Below are 18,665 nucleotides of genomic sequence, written 5' to 3'. Positions count from 1 at the left end.
GGCTGCCCCGTCAGGTGGAGACGAGCCAGCGCGTCGCGCGGTTCAGGCCGCACCCCGCGGGCGGCGTCACCAGCGGACGATCCATGCCAAGGTGCTGGGAATAGGGACGATCAGGAATCCGCTGCACGAGCAGGTCCGAATGCTCATCAGCAGGTCGATTCGCCCTGCCTCCCGACACGAAAGGCGCCCCCGTGCCGACCCTCTCCGACTTCACCGCGACCACCCTGACCGGTGAGGAGCAGCCCCTGTCCGCGTATGCCGGCAAGGTCGCCCTCGTCGTCAACACCGCCAGCGAGTGCGGCTTCACGCCCCAGTTCGAGGGACTCGAGAAGCTGTACAGCGAGTACGCGGAGCAGGGACTCGTCGTGCTCGGCTTCCCCTGCAACCAGTTCGGCGGCCAGGAGCCCGGCGACGAGGCCGCGATCGGTGAGTTCTGCCAGCGCAACTTCGGGGTCAGCTTCCCGATGTTCGCCAAGGTCGACGTGAACGGTGACGACGCCCACCCGGTCTTCGACTGGCTGAAGTCGGAGAAGGGGGGCCTGCTCGGCAGCAAGATCAAGTGGAACTTCACCAAGTTCCTGGTCGGCCGCGACGGCACCGTCCTCAAGCGCTACGGGTCGACCACCAAGCCCGAGGACCTCACCAAGGACCTCGAGGAAGCCCTCGCCGCCTGACCCCACCCGTCCCACCTTTGTCGGGGCCACGACACCGAGGCGAGGTATGCCGCGGGGCCGACCACGCGGCATACCGCACCGTCCGCGCGGCTAGGCTCGCGCAGGTGAGCGAGCAGCCTGTGGTGAGCCAGCCCTTCGACCCCGACATGTGGGACGCGGTCGAGGGGTTCGAGCTCACCGACATCACCTACCACCGGGCGCGGGGGGTGGGCGCGGTGCGGATCGCGTTCGACCGGCCCGAGGTGCTCAACGCGTTCCGGCCGCACACGGTCGACGAGCTCTACCAGGCGCTCGACCACGCCCGGCGCACCCCCGACGTGGGGGTCGTCCTGATCACCGGCAACGGCCCCGGCCCGGAGGGGTCCGGCAGCGCCGGCCAGTGGGCCTTCTGCTCCGGGGGTGACCAGCGGATCCGGGGCCGGTCGGGCTACCAGTACGCGGAAGGCGACACCGCCGAGACGGTCGACCAGCGGCGGGTGAAGGCCGAGGGCGGGAGGCTGCACATCCTCGAGGTGCAGCGGCTGATCCGCACCATGCCGAAGGTCGTCATCGCGGTGGTCGGCGGCTGGGCTGCCGGTGGCGGGCACTCCCTGCACGTCGTGTGCGACCTCACCATCGCCAGCCGCGAGTGCGCGCGGTTCAAGCAGACCGACGCCGACGTGGGCTCGTTCGACGGCGGGTACGGCTCGGCCTACCTCGCCAAGATGGTCGGCCAGAAGTTCGCCCGCGAGATCTTCTTCCTCGGCCGCACCTACAGCGCCGACGACATGCACCGGATGGGCGCGGTGAACCTCGTCAGCGCGCACGCCGAGCTGGAGTCGGACGCGCTGCAGGTCGCGCGCGAGATCATGGGCAAGAGCCCGCAGGCCCAGCGGATGCTGAAGTTCGCCTTCAACCTGCTCGACGACGGCCTGATGGGGCAGCAGGTGTTCGCTGGCGAGGCGACCCGCCTGGCCTACATGACCGACGAGGCTGTGGAGGGTCGCGACCAGTTCCTGGAGAAGCGCGACCCCGACTGGTCGCCGTACCCCTGGTACTTCTGAGCGGCCCAGCCTTGGACAGCTCGCAGTACGCCGCGCTGGTCGGCACACCGCCCGGAGTCCTCTACGGGCTGTTCGCACGGTATGCCGCGGCGGCGTCGGAGGCCGCGTACGAGCACGCCTGGCAGCGGGACCGCGCGCTCCTCGAGGCCGTCGACCGCGGCCTCGCAGAGGCGACCGGGGGCACAGGGGGCCCGGGCGCCGCGGGCGAGGGCACGGCCCCGAAGCCGCGCTGGCTGGACGGCCTCGTCGCGCGCGAGCTCCGGCAGGCCTCCACGACCTTCTGGTCCCGCGAAGGGTTCGTCCGGGTGCGGCTGCTGGAGCGGCTCGGGCTGGTCGAGCTGGACCCCGACGACACCTACGTCCTGGCCATGGTCAGCTCGCTCGGGCCCGGCAAGGCCGAGGCGCTGAGATCGGATCCCGACCTGGTCGACCGCGCACTGTGGCGGGTGTTCGAGGTGGAGGGTGGCGGCGAGGTCAGCCTCACCAACGTCGACCGGTTCGGCGGCGACGAGTGGCGCACGGCGTTCCTCGAGCTGGGCGCCGACGGCACCCTCGAACGCTCCCGGCTGCTGTCCGCGTGCCTGGCGGCCCTGGGCAGGGACTTCGCTGCCTACCGGGCCGGCTGGTACTCCGCCACCTACCTCGCGCTGGAGCCCACCGACGACGAGGTCGTCGCGTCACAGGAAGGGTTACGGCGACTGCTCGGCGCAGCCGTGCCGGCGACGGTCTCCTTCGCGGTCAAGGGGCTGGTCCGGGTGCAGAGGGCCGGACGGCTCGACGCCGTCGAGACCCTCGAGCTGTTGCCGGCGGCGACCCTGGTCAAGGCCAAGGGCACGGCGCTCGACGCCCTACGACTGGCCCGGGCCTGCGCGACGGAGCATCCCGTCGCGGTCGCCACCGTGGCGCACGCCGCACTCGGGCACCCCCACCCCGACGTGCAGCGCGCAGCGGCCACGCTCCTCGCCGACTGCGGACGGGGCGACGTGGTCAGTGCGGCAGCCGACGACCTCACCCCCGGCGTGCGCCACGAGCTCGGCCTCGACGTCGACGCCGTGGGTCCCGCCGCGACAACCGCGACCGGTGGGACCGCCGCGACCGGGACGAACGCCGCCACCGGGACGAACGGGGCGACTGGTGGGACCGGGGCACCGACGGGGGCCCGACCGGTGCAGCGACTGGCGGGGCGGCCCGCCCCCGTCGCCGCGCCCGACCTCGCCGAGCGGGTGGCGGCACTGCTCGAGGACGCGTCCGACGCAGCCGAGCTCGAGGCTGTCATGGCGGCGCTCGTCGCGCCCGACGTCGGCGAGTCGCTCGTGCCCCTGCGCAAGCGGGCGAAGGCAGTCGTTGTGCGCGGCCCGCGGACCGACCTCGGTGACTCCTGGCTGCCGGGTCAGGTGGCCCGCGTCGTCCTCCGGCTCGTCGGCGAGCCGGCCCCGGCGGCAGCCCCCTCGCTCCCCGCCCAGCGCTTCGTCGTGCAGCGCCTCGGCGAGCTCCGCGAGTCAGCCGGTCCGCTGCTCGCCACGCCGGACCTCCCCGGCGGGTGGGTGAGCGCAGCGGCCCTGGTCGACGGACTGGCGCAGCAGGCCACTGCCCCACGTCACCACGACCTGGTCGCTGCGCTGCTCCGCCTGCACCCCGACGGGCGGGAGGCGGCGGTGGCGGGAGACGTCGACCTCCCCGCGGCCGTGCGCTTCGCCCTCGACGGGGCGGAGCCCGCGCGACGGCTGCTCCGCACTGGACGGGCCGGGCCGCAGGCCTGGTGGCGGGCGGCCGAACGGTCGCGCGCGGCATACCCGCCCGACGTGGCGCCGCGCCTGAGCGGCGACGTGCGGACGCACACCTGGACCGAGCACGGCCGCGAGCGCACGTCCCGGTACGCGAGGTTCGCGGTGACCACGTCGACGGCGCGGCAGCCGGCCGACGACCAGCCCACCGAGCTCGTGGCCGCGACCGCGGACCAGTGGGGCAGCGGCGGGGTGAGCCGCCACCTGGGCGACTGGATTCCCGCACTGGCCGCGATCTGGCCCCACGACGCGGAGCACTTCCTCGCGCTGACCTGCGTGCCGGTCCTGGAGTCGCCGAGCTGGACCGAGACGGCGCACGACGTGCCACGGACCCTCGACGCGCTGGCGCAGCACCCCGGCCGGCTGGGCTCGTTGGCGGCTGCCACGCTCGCCGCCGGCCTCTCCGCGACGCAGCGCGTGCACCGGCTCCACGCGGTCGACGCGTTCCTCGACCTCGCGGCGTCGGGCCGCATCCCGCTCCCCGAGGTCGCCACGGCCCTGGCGCGCTACGCCCCCGCCTGGCCGGCGAACCGGTGGGCCGAGTCGCTGACGTCAGCGGCTCAGGCCCCCGGCGGCGCCGACGCCACCGTCGGCCTGCTCACCCACCTCCTGCCGCAGCTGCCGTCCGACCACCGCGGGCTGGGCCGGCTCCTCGACCTGCTCCGCGACCAGCTGCTCCGCCTCGACCAGCACGCCACCGATCCGGCACTGCGGCAGTGGCTCGGCAGCCTCTCCGGCAGTTCCTCCGCAGCCAGGACCGCACGGCTGCTGCTCGGCTAGGTTCTCGGCATGGCGGGGACCGCGCAGGAGCAGACCTACAGCTACGTCCGCCCGTCGGCGCTGACCTTCGCGGACGGACGGGCCGACCTGCTGCTCGCCACCAGCGGCGGACGCACGGCCGCCGGCCCGGCCGCCCACCCGGTCTTCTTCGACGGCTTCCTCGGCCACCCCGAGCAGGCCGCCGCGGCACTGCTGGCGGTCGCCAAGGTCGCTCGCACCCGCTTCTACCTGCCGCCCGGCATGGTCGCGGCGATCCTGCGCGCGGCCGACCCGGTCGTCACCAGCAACGGCGACCGGCTGCGGTTCGAGAGCTTCTCCGCCTGCTGCGGCGTCTACGCCCGTTACGACGCGCTGCCGGGCAGCCTCGACGGCAGCGTGCTCGACGCCGGGACGACCAACGTCGACTTCAATCCACCGATGCGCGACGCACTCGCCCGCGTCGGGGGCTTGGAGCCCCTGCACCTGCAGGTCGGCGAGGACGTCGTGGTCAGCACGCTCGACGGTGCGGTGACCGAGAAGAAGGTGCCGCTGCCCGAGCGGTGGCTCAAGGGGTTCGCCGAGGTGCAGCTCGCCTCGGCCACCGTCGCCCCGGTCTTCGAGGTCCCCGCGTCCGAGGCGCGGCGGTTCGTCCGGAGCATGCCCAGCTCGGGCAGCCGCAAGCCGGTCTGGGTCGTCCCGGCGGGGCGCGGCCTGCGGCTCACGACGCGACCCACGCCCGAGGGCGTCTCACTTTCGGGCCCGGACCGGCTCAAGCCGCTCGAACCGTTGCTGCGGTTCGCGCGTTCGCTGCGCGGGTATGCCGCGCCGCACGACCCGCACGGAGCGACCGGTCTCTGGGAGCTCGAGCTCGACGACGCCAGGCTGGTCCTGGTGCTCAGCCCGGAGTCGAGCCGGGGGTTCTCCGGCGAGGGCGGCGTGCTCTGGGACCTGGCCGGCGAGGAGTCCGCCGACGATGCCGACCTCGTCTCCGCCCTCCTCGCCTTCGAACCGCGGATCGACATCGCCACGTTGGCCGCCGACGCCGGACTGCCCGAGGACCGCATCACCCGCGCGCTCGGCCGGCTCGGCGCCGCGGGACGGGTCGGCTTCGATGCGGCAGAGGGTGCCTACTTCCATCGCGAGCTGCCCTACGACCCCGACCGGCTCGCGGCGATGCACCCCCGTCTCCGCGACGCCCAGGCCCTCCTGGACGCCGACGCGGTGCGGCTCGACGGCGGCTCGGTCGCCCATGTGCGCAGTGGGGAGGTGGAGCACGTCGTCCGCCGCACCGAGAGCGGCGACCGCTGCACCTGCCAGTGGTTCGCCAAGCACCAGGCCAGTCGCGGACCGTGCAAACACATCCTGGCTGCCGACCTCGCCCGGAGCCGCGCGGGATGGACGCCGACGAGCTGACCGACCTGCTCCAGCGCAGGGATCACGGTGCCGCGCCGGGCCCGACCCGAGCTTGCGGATGCAGGTCGGCCGGCTGTCCGAGCTCCGAGCCCGACTGCGCACCGCACCCTCCTGGCTAGCGCCAGGAGGCCATCACCCGGTAGGCGCCCAGGAACCGGTCCTGCGCGACCGGCTCATCCAGCAGCACCCACGAGAGGTTGTCCACCGCCACGGCGTGGCACAGCGCCCGGGCGAGCCCGAGGTCGAGCTCCGCGAGGTCGACCAGCTGGTCGAGCCTGCGGCGCAGGGCCCGGTCGGGGTCGCCGGTCGCGACCGCGTCCTCCCACCGGTTGCGCATCGGGGCGATGACCTCGGCCTCGGCCGGACCGAGCATCGGCAGCGGGTCGATCACCCGCCAGCCGGGGTCGGCTGCTCCCTCGCGGGTGTGCAGGATGTTGCAGTAGTGCAGGTCGCCGTGCATCGCCGGCCACGGCCCACCCGCGTCGAGGTCGGCCGCCACCGTCGTCAGCGTGTCGAGGGCGGCGTCGAAGTCACTGCGGGTGAGGCCGTCGACGGCGAGGTCACGCCGCCGCAGCACGTGGCCGTGGATGCGCCGGAGCTCGTCGGTGAAGGGCGGCACGCCGTCCGGTGCACTGGCCGTCCTGAGATCCGCGATGAAGCCACCCACGACAGCCGTCGCCTCCGTCTCGTCGGGCACGCTCTCGAGGTCCCGAGCCGGGTCCAGCGCCTCGAGCAGGAGCGCGCCGGTGGCCGGGTCGTGGCGCACCACCTCGACCGCCCCGCGCCCCTGCCAGGCCAGCAGCACGGCCCCCTCGGCATGGTTGCGCGGGTCGTCCTCCCCGACCTTGAGCACCCACTGCTCGCCGCCCGGGCCGCGCACCGGCCACACGACCGACACGTAGCCCCACATCGGCGGGCCGGCCGGCTCGAGCGACCACTCCTGTGCCAGACCAGCGGCAACCCCGGACAAGGAGCGCGCCCACTGCCGCTGCAGCTCGTCGGCGCGGCTGGCGACGAACGGCTCGGGCACGGTCCACGGGGGCACGGTCATGGGAGGCCACCCTGCCCCAGGCAGCGCCCCCACCTCCACCGACTTGTTGCCACCTGCTCCTCACCAAGCGCCGATCCCACCCCTCCGTGACGACCTGGGAGCAACAGGTCGAGCCGCTGGGCGACTTGTTGCCACCTGCTCCTCACCAAGCGCCGATGCCGGCCCTCCGTGACGACCTGGGAGCAACAGGTCGCGCGGCCACACCGGCCCTCGTCAACCGGAGCCGCCGAGGTCCACCTCGTACGCCTCGTAGACCAGGTCGGCGCCGATCTGCCGGTGCCGCACCAGCTGCCCCATCAGGGTGGTGACCTCCTCGCGGAAGGCCGGCAGGTCGGCGATCGTGCCACCGTGCTCCAGCACCGCGAGGTAGCCGTCGATGTCCTCGGCGTACCGGACGTGCTCGCCGGTCAGCCGGTCGACGGCGGAGATCAGCCGGGGAGCGCCGTGCCGGACCCCGTCGTAGATCCCGCCCGGTCGCTCGGTCAGGTCGATGTGGTCCCGGAAGTCGTGCGACAGCTCGGCCAGCGCCGCCCGCACCCGCTCGCGCCACGCGCCACCACGGGCGATCGGGGAGGCCAGCGCCTCGTCGACGGCCGCGACCGAGTCCCGCAGCTCGCCGCGGTGGGCGCGCACCCGCTCGATGTAGGCCGCGAAGTCGGCGTCCATGGCACCTCCCGGACCCATGGTCCCGCCCCGAGTGGGTGCCGTCCACCTGACGGCTAGCCTGAGCGGGTGACCTCGCTGCGACCGCTGGCCATCGCTGCCGGCCCGGACGCCGTGGCCGCCCTCCCCGCCCTGCGCAGGGCGCTGGACGGCGAGTTCGCCGCCCTCCCGTATGCCGCGTCGGCACCGTCGCCGCCCACGCCCGCCGGAGCCGTCCCCGACGAGGGCACGGCGCTGGTCGTGGGCACCTCCGGCTCGACCGGCAGCCCCAAGCTCGCGATGCTCCCGGCCGCCGCCCTGGCCGCGAGCGTCGCGGCGAGCCACGAGCGGCTCGGCGGCGCCGGCGCCTGGTTGCTCGCGATGCCGCCGCACCACATCGCGGGGGTGCAGGTGCTCCTGCGGTGCGTCGCCGCGGGGACCCTGCCCGGGTTCGTCGACCTGTCCGACGGGTTCACCCCAGAGGCCTTCACGCGCGCAGCCACGGCGTTCGCGCGGTCGGGCGCGCGAACCCGGCGCTACACCGCCCTCGTGCCCACGCAGCTCGTCCGCCTCCTCGCCGACGAACAGGCGACCGCCGCCCTGGCCGAGCTCGACGCCGTCCTCGTCGGCGGCGCCGCCAGCCCGCCGGCCCTGCTCGCGCGGGCTCGCGCGGCTGGAGTCCGCGCCGTGACGACCTACGGCATGAGCGAGACGTGCGGCGGCTGCGTCTATGACGGCGACCCGCTCACCGGCACCGTGGTCCGGGCCGACCCCGACGGTCGGCTGCTGCTCGGCGGTCCGACGCTGGCCACCGGCTACCTCGGCCGCCCCGACCTGACCGCCGCGGCCTTCAGCACCGACGAGGACGGCGCCCGGTGGTTCCGCACCGACGACGTCGGGCACCGCGACGACGACGGGCGCTGGCACGTCGACGGCCGGGTCGACGACCTGATCACCACCGGCGGCCTCAAGGTCGCGCCGCGACTGGTCGAGGAGGCCCTGACCGCACTCCCCGGCATCGCCGAGGCGGTCGTCGTCGGCACCCCCGACGACCAGTGGGGCCAGGTCGTCAGCGCCGCGGTCGTGCCGCACCCCGGTGCGGCGGGCGGTGGCTCCGCGACACCCACGGTGACGGCTCTGCGCGAGCAGCTGCGCGGCATACTCCCGTCGCACGCGCTGCCGCGACGGCTGCTGGTGCTGACCGCGATCCCGCTGCGCGGGCCGGGCAAGCCGGACCGGCTGGCGGTCGCTGATCGGTTCGCCAGCGACGCGTGACACCATGGCCTCATGATCCGGCTGCTGCCCTGGCTGTTGACGGTCGCGGTGACCGTCTATGCCGTGGTCGACTGCATCCAGACCGACGACGCGCACGTCAGGGGCCTGCCCAAGTTGTTGTGGCTGCTGCTGATCCTGCTCTTCCCGGTCGTGGGGGCGATCGCCTGGTTCATCGCCGGGCGCCCGCAGCGTGGCACGGCCGGCCGAGGGCCGGGTGGCGGACCGCGTGGGCCATCTCACCGCCCGCCTCCCCCGCGTGGCCCCGACGACGACCCCGACTTCCTCCGTAGGCTCTGAGGCAACCCCTCGTCCCACCGCTGCACCTGCCCGCACCACCGTCCGCCACAGATCACCGCGAGTGAGAACACCACCTCCATGGCCACCCTGAACCAGTGGATCGCCGGCGCCCGCCCGCGCACCCTCCCCGCCGCCATCGCCCCCGTCGTCGTGGGGACCGCCGCCGCCGTCCCGCTGGACCGCGCCGACCTCGGGCTCGGGCTGTTGGCCCTGCTGGTGTCGGTCGGGCTGCAGATCGGGGTCAACTACGCCAACGACTACTCCGACGGCATCCGCGGCACCGACGGCGAGCGGGTGGGTCCGGTGCGCCTCGTCGGTCAGCACCTCGCCGACCCCGGGAACGTCAAGCTGATGGCGTTCGCGTTCTTCGGGTTCGCGGCGCTCGTGGGCCTGGCCCTCGTGGCGCTCAGCGAGGCCTGGGTGATGATCCCGCTCGGCGCCCTCGCGGTCCTCGCGGCCTGGAAGTACACCGGCGGCGACAACCCCTACGGCTACCGGGGGCTCGGCGAGGTCTACGTCTTCCTGTTCTTCGGGCTGATGGCCACCCTCGGCACGCTCTACACGCAGGCCAAGGAGGTCACCGGGGTCGGCGTCGCCGGCGCGGTCGGGGTGGGCGCCATCGCCTCGGCGATCCTCGTGGTCAACAACCTGCGCGACATCCCCACCGACCGCGAGAGCGGCAAGCTGACCCTGGCGGTCCGGCTGGGCGACCAGGGCACCCGATGGTTCTACGCCTTGTTGGTCCTCATCGCCGTGGCCATGGTCGTCGTCGTGGCCCGCCAGCACCCGCTGGCCCTGGCCGCCCTGCTGTCGCTCGTGCTGCTCAGGAAGCCCCTGCAGGCCCTGCGGACCGGCGCCACCGGGCGCGACCTCGTGCCGGTGCTCGCCGCGACCGGCCTCTTCGAGGTCGGGTATGCCGTGCTGCTCGCCGCGGGGATCGCCCTCAGCTGACAGCGGGTCGGGTCAGCGGTACTCGACCGGTCCGCCGCGCTCGTCCTCGGCGTCCTCGGCCTCCTCGTCGAGACCCGTGACCGCCGGCTCGCCCGCCTGCTTGGCCGCGGTGCGTCGCTCGATCCGCCGGGCCAGCTCGGCCGTGCTCTCCTCACGGAAGCGGGCGAGCACGAAGAAGGACAGCACCATCGAGATCAGCGCGCTGAGGACGAGCAGCATCCAGCGCTGACCGGGGTCGCGCAGCCCCACCAACCAGAGCAGCGACAGCACCCCGAAGAAGACCAGCAGCCGCAGGACCGAGTAACGCAGCATCTACAGCCCCGAGTAGGAGTGCTGGCCGACGAAGAACACGTTCACGACGGCGAAGTTGACGATGATGCAGGCGTAGCCGGCCAGCGCGATGTAGCTCACGGTCTGGCGGCTGATGCCGCTGGTCGCCCGCGAGTGCAGGTATGCCGCGTAGACGACCCAGATGACGAACGTCCAGACCTCCTTCGGGTCCCAGTTCCAGTAGGACGCCCAGGCCTGGCGTGCCCAGATGGCCCCGGCGATCAGGGTGAAGGTCCACAGCGGGAAGGCGACGATGTGCAGGCTGTAGGCGGTGCGCTCGATCGCCGGGGTCTCCGGGAACCGGTCGAGGATGCTGGCCCGCCCGGATCGTTCGAACGCGTCCTTGAGGAGGTAGACGACGCTCAGCGCGGCCCCGATCGTGAAGACCGCGGTGGCGAGCGTGGCGACCGTGACGTGGATGACCAGCCAGTAGCTGCGCAGCGACGGCATCAGCTCGGAGGCCTCGGTGTACCAGACGGCGACGGCCATGCCGAGGACGAGCAGCACCGGGCCGGTGATGAACAGCCCCAGCCAGCGCAGGTCGCGCCGGGTCGACCAGACCGAGTAGGCCAGCACGGTGAACATCGAGCCCATGACCGCGAACTCGAACATGTTGCCCAGCGGCCAGCGGTGCACGGCGACCCCGCGCAGGACCACCGACATCAGCAGCAGGAAGCCGCCCAGCCAGGTCGTCGTCGAGGCGATCCCGGCCGCCTTGGCGGCGCGGGAGGACAGCTCGGGACGGGCCGGCGCCTCGACGGGCACGGGAGCCCCGGCACCGACCAGCTCACGGTCGACCGCACCGGCCCGGAGCCGGTCGCGTGCGGGGAGCAGGGCTGCGAGGTACACGGCGTGGCAGACCATCGCGATCGTGAAGACCGCCATCGCCGAGTAGAGGCTCAGGTTGGCGTAGCCGGCCAGGCTCTCGTTGGTCATCCTCGTGCGTCCAATCTGCTGTCCAGCTCGGGCTGGGGGTCGGGCTCGGGCTCGGTCCGGGGGTGCGACTCGGGCTCTGGCTCGGGGTCTGGCTGGGGCGCGGTGTCGAACCGGGTCCGCAGGTCGGCGACCAGCCGGTCCACCAGCTCCTGGAGCCCGTCGTCGTCGCCCTTGGCGAGGCCGCCGACGGCTACCACGGTACGACCCGGTGCCACGGCGGGGGAAACCCGCAGGAAGACCCGGCGGCGCCGGACCACCAGCGAGCAGATCAGCCCGGTGAGGGCGAGGAGCGCGGCGAACAAGGTGACGAACTTGCCCGGGTCGTGGCGGATCGACAACCCGGCGAACCGCTCCACGCCGTCGAAGCTGATGCTGCCCCGGCCGCCCGGGAGCTGGTAGGTCTGCCCGGGCTCGAGCCAGATCCGCAGCGGGTCACCCTTGGCGCTCTTGAGCTGGGTCATCTTGGCCGTGTCGAGGAGGTAGACCGACTGCGGCCGGCCGCCGGGGAAGAGCTCACCCTCGTAGACCGTGAGGGCCAGGGCCGGCTTCTTGGCGTCCGGGAAGACCGAGATCGGGCCGAGCTCCTTGTCGATGGTGGCCGTCGGCAGGAACAACCCGGAGAAGCCGAGCTGCTGCGGCTGGGCGCCGGTCACCTTCACGACCCCGACGGACTTGTAGTTGTTGTCCTGGGCCAGGAACGGCGTGGGCGCGCTGTAGACCCTGTCGCCCTTGGCGTCACGGACCGTGATGACCGGGGCGTAGCCGTTGCCGAGCAGGAAGACCCCCGCGCCGTCCATCTCGAGGGGGTGGTTGACCTTGATGGTCGACTGCAGGGCCGGCGACGACGGCGTCGCCTTGGTCGTGACGTGTGCCGTGAAGTCGCGGGGCGACCCGAACTGGCCCCGGCCCGTGACGTTCTCCTCGAAGGTGGCGTCGAGCTGGTCCACCGTGAGCTCGAACGGCGAGAGGCTGTCGGCGTCGACCCACGGCCCCGGGCTGAACGTGTCGTAGCGCGCGAGGGTGTTCGCGAAGGACTGGCCGACCGGGATGATCACGTCGCCCTTCCACCCGAACAGGTGGCCGATCGCGACCCCGACGATGACGAAGATCAGCGACAGGTGGAAGACCAGGTTACCGGTCTCCTTCAGGTAGCCCTTCTCCGCGCTCACGGAGCCGCCGTCGTGCGAGACGAGACGGAACCGCTTGGCGCGCAACAGCTCCCGCGACGCGGTCACGACCTCGTCCTCGGTCGCAGCCACCTCGACGGTGCCCCCGGCAGGCAGTCGGGCGGGCCGGGCGGGCGCCTTCGGCGGAGCGGACCGCATCGCCTTCCAGTGCACCTTGCTCCGGGGCAGGACGCAGCCGACGAGCGAGATGAACAGCAGCAGGTAGATGGCTGCGAACCACGGGGAGGCGTAGACCTCGAAGAAGCCGAGGCGGTCGAGCCACGGACCGGCCTTCGGGTGGTTGGCGATGTAGTCGGCGGTGCGCGCGGCGTCGATGCTGCGCTGCGGCCAGATCGACCCCGGCACGGCGCCGACCGCGAGCAGCAGCAGGAGGAAGAGCGCGGTGCGCATGCTGGTCAGCTGGCGCCACATCCAGCGCAGCCAGCCGATCGGGCCCAGGGTGGGCTGGGTGATGGTCTCGGCCATGTCAGATCACCGTCTGGAAGCCGTTGACGAGCGTGGTCTGCACGTGGCGGGTGAGCGAGTCCCAGAGCCCCGAGACGAGCAGGACCCCGACGACGAAGAGCAGCGCCCCACCGAACAGCTGGATGCCGCGCTGCCGGCTCCGCAGGAACGCCGAGACCCGGCCGAACCGTTCGTAGCCCGCCGCGATCAGCAGGAAGGGCACCCCGAGCCCGAGCGAGTAGAGCAGCGCGAGCACGACCCCGCGGGTCACCGCCGAGTCGTCCCCGGAGGCGGTCGCCAGCACCTGCACCGCGCCCAGGGTGGGGCCGGTGCAGGGCGCCCAGCCGAGGCCGAAGACGGCTCCGAGCAAGGGGGCCCCGGCCAGCCCGGAGGCCGGGCGGCGGTGCAGCTTGAACTCGCGCTGCGACCCAGTGCCGATGAAGACCAGCGCCATCAGGATCACCACGACCCCACCGACCCGCATCAGCACCTCGCGGTGCTGGATCAGGGCCGAGCCCACCCCGGCGATGATCACCGTGGTGGTCATGAAGACCACCGTGAAGCCGAGCACGAAGAGCAGCGCCCCGACGACCATCCGGTGGCGCTTGCGCTCGACCAAAGACTCGTCGGACAGCCCGGTGACGTAGCCGAGGAAGCCCGGGACGAGCGGGAGCACGCACGGCGAGGCGAACGACACGAGCCCGGCGACCAGGGCCACGGCCATCGCCACCGGCAGGGCACCGGAGGTCACCGTGTTCGCGGCATCAGCAGTCATCGGGTCGCGTTCTACTGCTCGGCCAGGACGTCGTCGACCAGGCCGGTGAGCGTCGACGTGGTGACGGCCCCGCTGACGCGGGCGGCGATCCGGCCCTGCCGGTCGAGCACGAGGGTCGTGGGCGGGGAGGTCACCTTGCCCTGCAGGGCGAGGATGGTCGTGCCGGCCGGGTCGTCGAGCGACGGGAACGGGATGCCCCACCGGGCTGCGGTCGCCCGGCCGGAGTCGGGGTTGTCGCGGTAGTTGATGCCCATGAAGACGACCGGCTTGTCGGCCGCGGTCAGGGTCTCGGCGGCCTTCTTGAGGTCGGGCGCCTCGGTCTCGCACGGCGGGCACCACGAGGCCCACAGGTTGAGCACCGCGACCTTGCCGATCGCCTCCTGCGACGACCACTGCTTGTCGTCGAGGGTCGTGCCGGTCAGGGCCACCGGCTTCTTGCGGTCGCCGGCCGCGATCGTCTCGATGTTGCCGTCGCCGGAGATGTAGCCCTGGCGGTTGCCCGACTTGGCCTGCGCCGCAATGGAGTTGGGGTCGTCACTGCACCCGGACAACGCCACGAGGAGGAGCGGCGCCACGAGCAGCGCGGCTGCGCGCGGGAGACGTCGTGCGCGGCTCACCCGGTGCCTCCGTGGGACTGGGCGAGGAGCGACGCGGCGGGCTCGGAGTAGGTGAGCGACTCGAGGTCGTCGCCGACGTAGGTGAGGGTCGTCAGCGAGGCGAGGCGGCACTCACGCTTGCGCGGGTCGTGCCAGAGCCGCTTGCCCAGCAACGCGTTGCGGATGGTCCAGATGGGCAGCTGGTGGGAGACGATCACGGCCTCGTGGCCACGGGCCGCACTGCGGGCGTCGGCGATGGCCGCCGTCATCCGCTGGGCGATCTCGGCGTAGGCCTCGCCCCACGAGGGACGGAAGGGGTTGACCAGCTTGGACCAGTGGGACGGGTGGGCGAAGTCGAGGGGGTTCATGCCACCGACCAGGTGACCCTCGAAGTCGTTGGCGGCCTCGATCACCCGGTCGTCGGTGGTGATCGGGACACCGTGCGCCTCGGCGACCGGTGTGGCGGTCTCCTGGGCGCGCAGCAGCGACGACGCGACGACGTGGGTCACGTCGTGGTCGGCGAGGTGGTCGGCGACCCTGCGGGCCATCTCGTGACCGAGGTCGGACAGGTGGTAGCCGTCGAGGCGTCCGTAGAGGACGCCCTCGGGGTTGTGCACCTCGCCGTGGCGCATGAGGTGCACCACGGTGCGGTCGGCTTGGCTGGTCACGAGTCGATTGTCGCAAACGCCTCGGCCGCCGCCGACGCCGCGCCGGGCAGCGCCGCGAGCACCCGGTCGACCGCCGCCCCGTCGTGCGCCCCGCTGACGAACCACGACTCGAACGCGCTCGGGGGCAGGTAGACCCCTTGACTCAGCATCGAGTGGAAGAACGCGGCGTAGGCCGGCACGTGCTGGGCCCTGGCCTCGTCGTAGTCCCGCACCGCGCCGTCGCGGAAGAAGACGCTGAACATGCTGCCGGCCCGCTGGATGACGTGCGGGACCCCGGCCGCGCCGAGGTGCTCGTCCAGCCCCGCGGTGAGGGCGTCCGCGACCTCGTCCAGCCGCGCGTAGAGGGCGGGCGTGCAGAGCTGGAGGGTGGCCAGCCCGGCGGCCGTCGCGACCGGGTTCCCCGACAGCGTGCCCGCCTGGTAGACCGGCCCGAGCGGGGCCAGGAGGGCCATCACGTCGGCGCGCCCCCCAAAGGCGGCGGCGGGGAACCCGCCACCCATCACCTTGCCGAAGGTGAACAGGTCGGGCGCCCCCGCGGCATACGGGCCCTCGAGGCCGAACCACCCCGCCTCGCTGCAGCGGAAGCCGGTCATCACCTCGTCGGAGATGAGGAGAGCGCCGTGGGCGGCGGTGATGCGGCGCAGTCCCTCGGTGAAGCCCGGCGCGGGCGGCACGACCCCCATGTTGCCGGGCGAGGCCTCCGTGATGAGCGCGGCGATCTCGCTGCCCCGCTCGGCGAACGCGGCCTCCACGGCATCGAGGTCGTTGAACGGCAGCACGATGGTCTCTGCCGCCATCTCCTTGGGCACCCCGGCGGAGTCCGGGAGCGCGAACGTCGCCACCCCGGAGCCGGCCTGGGCCAGGAGGGAGTCGACGTGCCCGTGGTAGCAGCCGGCGAACTTCACGACGAGGGAGCGGCCGGTGTAGCCGCGGGCCAGCCTGATGGCGCTCATGGTGGCCTCGGTGCCGCTGGACACGAGCCGCACCTGCTCGACCGGCTCCACCCGGCGCACGATCTCCTCGGCGAGGGCCACCTCGTTCTCGCTCGGCGTGCCGAAGGAGAAGCCCCGGGCGGCGGCGTCCGACACCGCGCGCTGCACCTGCGGGTGGCCGTGCCCGAGGATCATCGGACCCCACGAGCAGACCAGGTCGACGTACTCGCGACCGTCGGCGTCGGTGAGGTAGGGACCGTCGCCGGACACCATGAACCGTGGCGTCCCGCCGACGGCGCGGAAGGCACGCACGGGTGAGTTCACGCCCCCGGGCGTCACCGCGAGGGCTCGCTCGAGGAGGGCCTGCGAGGCCGGTGCGTCGAAGGGGTATGCCGTGGGGGCGCCAGTCATGGCGCCATTGTCCCAGCCGGGCCTGAGTGCGACCGCAGGGGGCAGTTCGGGGGGATCAGGGCCGGCCGTGCGCGACGCCGGCCTCGTGGGCTCGGGCCTCACGGGCCACCGCGGGGTGGTCGCCGTGGTCGCCGCCGGGGGCGAGGGCGCCCCGGATGAGGTCCATGGCCTCGCCCAGCGCCGCGAACAGCGGCGCGGGCACGGGGTCGATGACGGCGCGCCGGACGCTGGCGACGTGCACCCGCGCCATGTCCTGGACGGCCTGCCAGCCACGCTCGGTGAGGACCAGCTCGACCCCGCGCTTGTCGTCGAGGCAGGACTCGCGCACCACCCAGCCGCGCTTCTCGAGCCGGGTGGCGGTGTGCGTGAGCCGGCTGCGGGACTGCACCACCAGGTCGGCCAGGCTCGACATGCGCAGCCGGCGCCCCGGGCTCTCGGACAGCATCGAGATGATCTCGTACTCGGTCAGCTGGACGCCGTGCGACTGCAGGTCACGGTCGAGGGCCTCCTCGATCAGCCGGCTCCCGCGCAGGTAGGCACGCCAGGCCCGCTGTTGGTCCTCGCTGAGCCACTGCGGCTCACCCGGTGGGGTGCTCATGACCAGGAAGTATGACAGGTGGGCGGTTAGTTGAAATATAAATGAAGTCTGCTACGTTCGAAGAGATGAAGCGGATGGGACAGTCCCGACCGCAGACCCCCCTACAGGAGATTCTCATGGCAAGCATCAACGACCTCCCCGCCGGCACCTGGACCGTCGACGCCGCACACAGCGAGATCGGCTTCGTGGCCCGTCACCTCATGGTCACCAAGGTCCGCGGACAGTTCAAGGAGTTCGAGGGCACCGTCAAGGTCGGCGACGACATCACCGACTCCCAGGTCACCGCCGTGGCCAAGATCGCCTCCGTCGACACCGGCTCCGCCGACCGCGACACCCACCTGCGGTCCGCGGACTTCTTCGACGCCGAGACCAACCCCACCATGAGCTTCACCTCAACCGAGGTCACCGCCGACTCCCTGACCGGCGACCTGACCATCAAGGGCGTCACCAAGCCGGTGACCTTCGACCTGGAGTTCACCGGCCTGGCGACCGACCCGTGGGGCAACGAGAAGGCCGGCTTCGAGGCCACCGCCGACATCAACCGCAAGGACTGGGACCTCGGCTGGAACGTCGCCCTCGAGGGTGGCGGCGTGCTCGTGTCCGAGAAGGTCAAGCTCAACCTGGACATCCAGCTCACCAAGGCTGCCTGACCCAGCACCACAGACTGACGGAGGGCCGGTTCGGGGGAACCGGCCCTTCGTCATGCCTCCACCTGTTGCTCACAGGTGGTCACCAGGGGCCCAGATCCGGCGGCCCGTGACCACCAGGACGCAACAAGTCCCACCGCTCCCGCACTTGGTGCGCTGGGATCGTCACCAGGGGCCCAGATCGGGCGGCCCGTGACCACCAGGACGCACCACGTGCGGGCAGGGGTATGCCGCGGGCGCGAGCACCCGGGTCAGGGGCGCAGGAGTCGGGCTGCCTCGACGGCGTAGTAGGTCAGGATGATCTGCGCACCGGCGCGACGGATGTTGAGCAGCGACTCCAGCACCGCCCGCTCCCGGTCGATCCAGCCGTTGGCCGCAGCGGCCTCGATCATCGAGTACTCCCCCGAGATCTGGTAGGCCGCCACCGGCACCGTCGAGACCGCAGCGGCGGCGGCGACGATGTCGAGGTGGGGCATGGCGGGCTTGACCATGACGATGTCGGCACCCTCGGCGATGTCGAGCTCGAGCTCGCGCAGCGCCTCGGTCGCGTTCGCCGGGTCCTGCTGGTAGGTCGCCCGGTCGCCCTCGAGCGAGGACTGCACCGCCTCGCGGAACGGGCCGTAGAGACCCGAGGTGTACTTCGCGGCATACGCGAGGATCACCGTGTCGGTGAAGCCCTCGGCGTCGAGGGCGTCGCGCACGTGGGCGACCTGGCCGTCCATCATCCCGGAGAGCCCGAGCACGTGGGCCCCGGCGCGGGCCTGGGCGAGGCCCATCGCGGCATACCGTTCGAGGGTCGCGTCGTTGTCCACCCGCCCGGAGGCGTCGAGGACGCCGCAGTGGCCGTGGTCGGTGAACTCGTCGAGGCACAGGTCGGCCATCACGACCAGCCGGTCACCGACGGCGTCGGCGACGGCGCGCAGGGCGACGTTGAGGATGCCGTCGGGGTCGTCGGCCCCGGAGCCCAGCGCGTCCTTGGCGACGGGCACCCCGAACAGCATGATCCCGCCGATCCCCGCGTCGGCTGCCTCGCGGGCAGCCGCCACCAAGGACTCGAGAGTGTGCTGGACGACCCCCGGCATGGCCGAGATGGCCTGCGGCGCGTCGATGCCCTCGCGCACGAAGACCGGGAGCACCAGCTCGGCGGGGTCGAGCCGGGTCTCGGCGACGAGCCGGCGCAGGGCCACCGACTGGCGCAGCCGGCGCGGCCGGATCGCCGGCCCCGCCGGCTGCGTGTGGTCAGCCATCCGGG

The 18,665-nt window shown here is 72.8% G+C and carries 19 protein-coding genes; 8 read left to right on the top strand and 11 right to left on the bottom strand.

Features of this window, described 5'->3' with window-relative positions:
* The first annotated feature begins 191 nt into the window (after positions 1-191).
* The 4 genes from ABD262_RS00485 (at position 192) to ABD262_RS00470 (ending at position 5,673) form a co-directional block, all read left to right on the top strand.
* On the top strand, positions 192-674 hold the full coding sequence (locus tag ABD262_RS00485) for a glutathione peroxidase (protein WP_344129539.1): 483 nt from the start codon (positions 192-194) through the stop codon (positions 672-674).
* Between the two features lie 104 nt (positions 675-778).
* On the top strand, positions 779-1,717 hold the full coding sequence (locus ABD262_RS00480) for a 1,4-dihydroxy-2-naphthoyl-CoA synthase (RefSeq protein WP_344129536.1): 939 nt from the start codon (positions 779-781) through the stop codon (positions 1,715-1,717).
* 11 nt (positions 1,718-1,728) lie between these two features.
* The gene (locus ABD262_RS00475; protein WP_344129533.1) at positions 1,729-4,281 is read left to right on the top strand and encodes a DUF6493 family protein; all 2,553 of its coding nucleotides are present in this window, start codon (positions 1,729-1,731) and stop codon (positions 4,279-4,281) included.
* Between the two features lie 9 nt (positions 4,282-4,290).
* Complete coding sequence (locus ABD262_RS00470; RefSeq protein ID WP_344129530.1) at positions 4,291-5,673, top strand: SWIM zinc finger family protein; 1,383 nt, start codon at positions 4,291-4,293, stop codon at positions 5,671-5,673.
* A 115-nt stretch (positions 5,674-5,788) separates the two neighbouring features.
* Here the strand turns inward: ABD262_RS00470 and ABD262_RS00465 are convergent, their stop codons facing one another.
* Together ABD262_RS00465 and ABD262_RS00460 are read right to left on the bottom strand one after the other, a co-directional pair.
* Positions 5,789-6,724, bottom strand: coding sequence for an aminoglycoside phosphotransferase family protein (locus ABD262_RS00465; protein WP_344129527.1), 936 nt, complete (start codon positions 6,722-6,724; stop codon positions 5,789-5,791).
* 213 nt (positions 6,725-6,937) lie between these two features.
* Positions 6,938-7,390: a hypothetical protein gene (locus ABD262_RS00460; RefSeq protein WP_344129524.1), complete on the bottom strand. Its 453-nt coding sequence runs from the start codon at positions 7,388-7,390 to the stop codon at positions 6,938-6,940.
* Between the two features lie 66 nt (positions 7,391-7,456).
* On the opposite strand from ABD262_RS00460, the gene menE reads away from it, so the two are divergent.
* The 3 genes from menE to ABD262_RS00445 all read left to right on the top strand — a co-directional run bounded on the left by menE (position 7,457) and on the right by ABD262_RS00445 (position 9,889).
* The gene (gene menE / locus ABD262_RS00455) at positions 7,457-8,641 is read left to right on the top strand and encodes an o-succinylbenzoate--CoA ligase (protein WP_344129521.1); all 1,185 of its coding nucleotides are present in this window, start codon (positions 7,457-7,459) and stop codon (positions 8,639-8,641) included.
* 12 nt (positions 8,642-8,653) lie between these two features.
* Positions 8,654-8,938 (top strand): PLDc N-terminal domain-containing protein, encoded by a 285-nt coding sequence (locus ABD262_RS00450; protein ID WP_344129518.1) that lies wholly within the window; start codon positions 8,654-8,656, stop codon positions 8,936-8,938.
* A 78-nt stretch (positions 8,939-9,016) separates the two neighbouring features.
* Positions 9,017-9,889: a 1,4-dihydroxy-2-naphthoate polyprenyltransferase gene (locus tag ABD262_RS00445; RefSeq protein ID WP_344129515.1), complete on the top strand. Its 873-nt coding sequence runs from the start codon at positions 9,017-9,019 to the stop codon at positions 9,887-9,889.
* A gap of 12 nt (positions 9,890-9,901) precedes the next feature.
* On the opposite strand, the gene ABD262_RS00440 is transcribed toward ABD262_RS00445, so the two are convergent.
* Genes ABD262_RS00440 through ABD262_RS00405 form a run of 8 tightly spaced genes read right to left on the bottom strand, consistent with a single transcriptional unit; the run spans position 9,902 to position 16,766 of the window.
* Positions 9,902-10,201 carry a DUF4229 domain-containing protein gene (locus ABD262_RS00440; protein ID WP_344129512.1) on the bottom strand — a complete coding sequence of 100 codons (300 nt, stop codon included), beginning with the start codon at positions 10,199-10,201 and terminating at the stop codon, positions 9,902-9,904.
* The gene (gene ccsB, locus ABD262_RS00435) at positions 10,202-11,155 is read right to left on the bottom strand and encodes a c-type cytochrome biogenesis protein CcsB (RefSeq protein WP_344129509.1); all 954 of its coding nucleotides are present in this window, start codon (positions 11,153-11,155) and stop codon (positions 10,202-10,204) included.
* The gene (gene resB / locus ABD262_RS00430) at positions 11,152-12,807 is read right to left on the bottom strand and encodes a cytochrome c biogenesis protein ResB (RefSeq protein ID WP_344129506.1); all 1,656 of its coding nucleotides are present in this window, start codon (positions 12,805-12,807) and stop codon (positions 11,152-11,154) included. Before resB ends, ccsB begins: the two co-directional genes overlap by 4 nt.
* Position 12,808: 1 nt before the next feature.
* Positions 12,809-13,561 carry a cytochrome c biogenesis CcdA family protein gene (locus tag ABD262_RS00425; protein ID WP_344129503.1) on the bottom strand — a complete coding sequence of 251 codons (753 nt, stop codon included), beginning with the start codon at positions 13,559-13,561 and terminating at the stop codon, positions 12,809-12,811.
* 11 nt (positions 13,562-13,572) lie between these two features.
* Positions 13,573-14,178, bottom strand: coding sequence for a TlpA family protein disulfide reductase (locus ABD262_RS00420; protein ID WP_344129500.1), 606 nt, complete (start codon positions 14,176-14,178; stop codon positions 13,573-13,575).
* On the bottom strand, positions 14,175-14,789 hold the full coding sequence (locus tag ABD262_RS00415; protein WP_344134461.1) for a histidine phosphatase family protein: 615 nt from the start codon (positions 14,787-14,789) through the stop codon (positions 14,175-14,177). Before ABD262_RS00415 ends, ABD262_RS00420 begins: the two co-directional genes overlap by 4 nt.
* Positions 14,790-14,821: 32 nt before the next feature.
* Positions 14,822-16,168: a glutamate-1-semialdehyde 2,1-aminomutase gene (gene hemL / locus ABD262_RS00410; RefSeq protein WP_344129497.1), complete on the bottom strand. Its 1,347-nt coding sequence runs from the start codon at positions 16,166-16,168 to the stop codon at positions 14,822-14,824.
* A 55-nt stretch (positions 16,169-16,223) separates the two neighbouring features.
* Positions 16,224-16,766, bottom strand: coding sequence for a MarR family winged helix-turn-helix transcriptional regulator (locus tag ABD262_RS00405; RefSeq protein WP_344129494.1), 543 nt, complete (start codon positions 16,764-16,766; stop codon positions 16,224-16,226).
* A gap of 116 nt (positions 16,767-16,882) precedes the next feature.
* On the opposite strand from ABD262_RS00405, the gene ABD262_RS00400 reads away from it, so the two are divergent.
* Positions 16,883-17,416 carry a YceI family protein gene (locus ABD262_RS00400; protein WP_344129491.1) on the top strand — a complete coding sequence of 178 codons (534 nt, stop codon included), beginning with the start codon at positions 16,883-16,885 and terminating at the stop codon, positions 17,414-17,416.
* Between the two features lie 248 nt (positions 17,417-17,664).
* Here ABD262_RS00400 and hemB read toward each other — a convergent pair whose 3' ends face one another.
* Positions 17,665-18,660, bottom strand: coding sequence for a porphobilinogen synthase (gene hemB, locus ABD262_RS00395; RefSeq protein WP_344129489.1), 996 nt, complete (start codon positions 18,658-18,660; stop codon positions 17,665-17,667).
* Between the last annotated feature and the right edge of the window lie 5 nt (positions 18,661-18,665).

Origin of the sequence: Pedococcus bigeumensis (assembly GCF_039531795.1) — a bacterium.
Lineage (GTDB): Bacteria > Actinomycetota > Actinomycetes > Actinomycetales > Dermatophilaceae > Pedococcus > Pedococcus bigeumensis.
The sequence above is the reverse complement of the archived record's forward strand: the minus strand, read 5'-3'. Positions and strand labels throughout refer to the sequence as shown.

What these genes read in the sequence shown, in the direction of transcription:
- ccsB (WP_344129509.1), bottom strand. Translation starts at nt 11,155, where the DNA reads ATGACCAACGAGAGCCTGGCCGGCTACGCCAACCTGAGCCTCTACTCG.
- resB (WP_344129506.1), bottom strand. Translation starts at nt 12,807, where the DNA reads ATGGCCGAGACCATCACCCAGCCCACCCTGGGCCCGATCGGCTGGCTG.
- hemL (WP_344129497.1), bottom strand. Translation starts at nt 16,168, where the DNA reads ATGACTGGCGCCCCCACGGCATACCCCTTCGACGCACCGGCCTCGCAG.
- ABD262_RS00450 (WP_344129518.1), top strand. Translation starts at nt 8,654, where the DNA reads ATGATCCGGCTGCTGCCCTGGCTGTTGACGGTCGCGGTGACCGTCTAT.
- ABD262_RS00400 (WP_344129491.1), top strand. Translation starts at nt 16,883, where the DNA reads ATGGCAAGCATCAACGACCTCCCCGCCGGCACCTGGACCGTCGACGCC.
- ABD262_RS00465 (WP_344129527.1), bottom strand. Translation starts at nt 6,724, where the DNA reads ATGACCGTGCCCCCGTGGACCGTGCCCGAGCCGTTCGTCGCCAGCCGC.
- ABD262_RS00445 (WP_344129515.1), top strand. Translation starts at nt 9,017, where the DNA reads ATGGCCACCCTGAACCAGTGGATCGCCGGCGCCCGCCCGCGCACCCTC.
- hemB (WP_344129489.1), bottom strand. Translation starts at nt 18,660, where the DNA reads ATGGCTGACCACACGCAGCCGGCGGGGCCGGCGATCCGGCCGCGCCGG.
- ABD262_RS00440 (WP_344129512.1), bottom strand. Translation starts at nt 10,201, where the DNA reads ATGCTGCGTTACTCGGTCCTGCGGCTGCTGGTCTTCTTCGGGGTGCTG.
- ABD262_RS00415 (WP_344134461.1), bottom strand. Translation starts at nt 14,789, where the DNA reads ATGCGCCACGGCGAGGTGCACAACCCCGAGGGCGTCCTCTACGGACGC.
- ABD262_RS00405 (WP_344129494.1), bottom strand. Translation starts at nt 16,766, where the DNA reads ATGAGCACCCCACCGGGTGAGCCGCAGTGGCTCAGCGAGGACCAACAG.
- ABD262_RS00425 (WP_344129503.1), bottom strand. Translation starts at nt 13,561, where the DNA reads ATGACTGCTGATGCCGCGAACACGGTGACCTCCGGTGCCCTGCCGGTG.
- ABD262_RS00470 (WP_344129530.1), top strand. Translation starts at nt 4,291, where the DNA reads ATGGCGGGGACCGCGCAGGAGCAGACCTACAGCTACGTCCGCCCGTCG.
- ABD262_RS00460 (WP_344129524.1), bottom strand. Translation starts at nt 7,390, where the DNA reads ATGGACGCCGACTTCGCGGCCTACATCGAGCGGGTGCGCGCCCACCGC.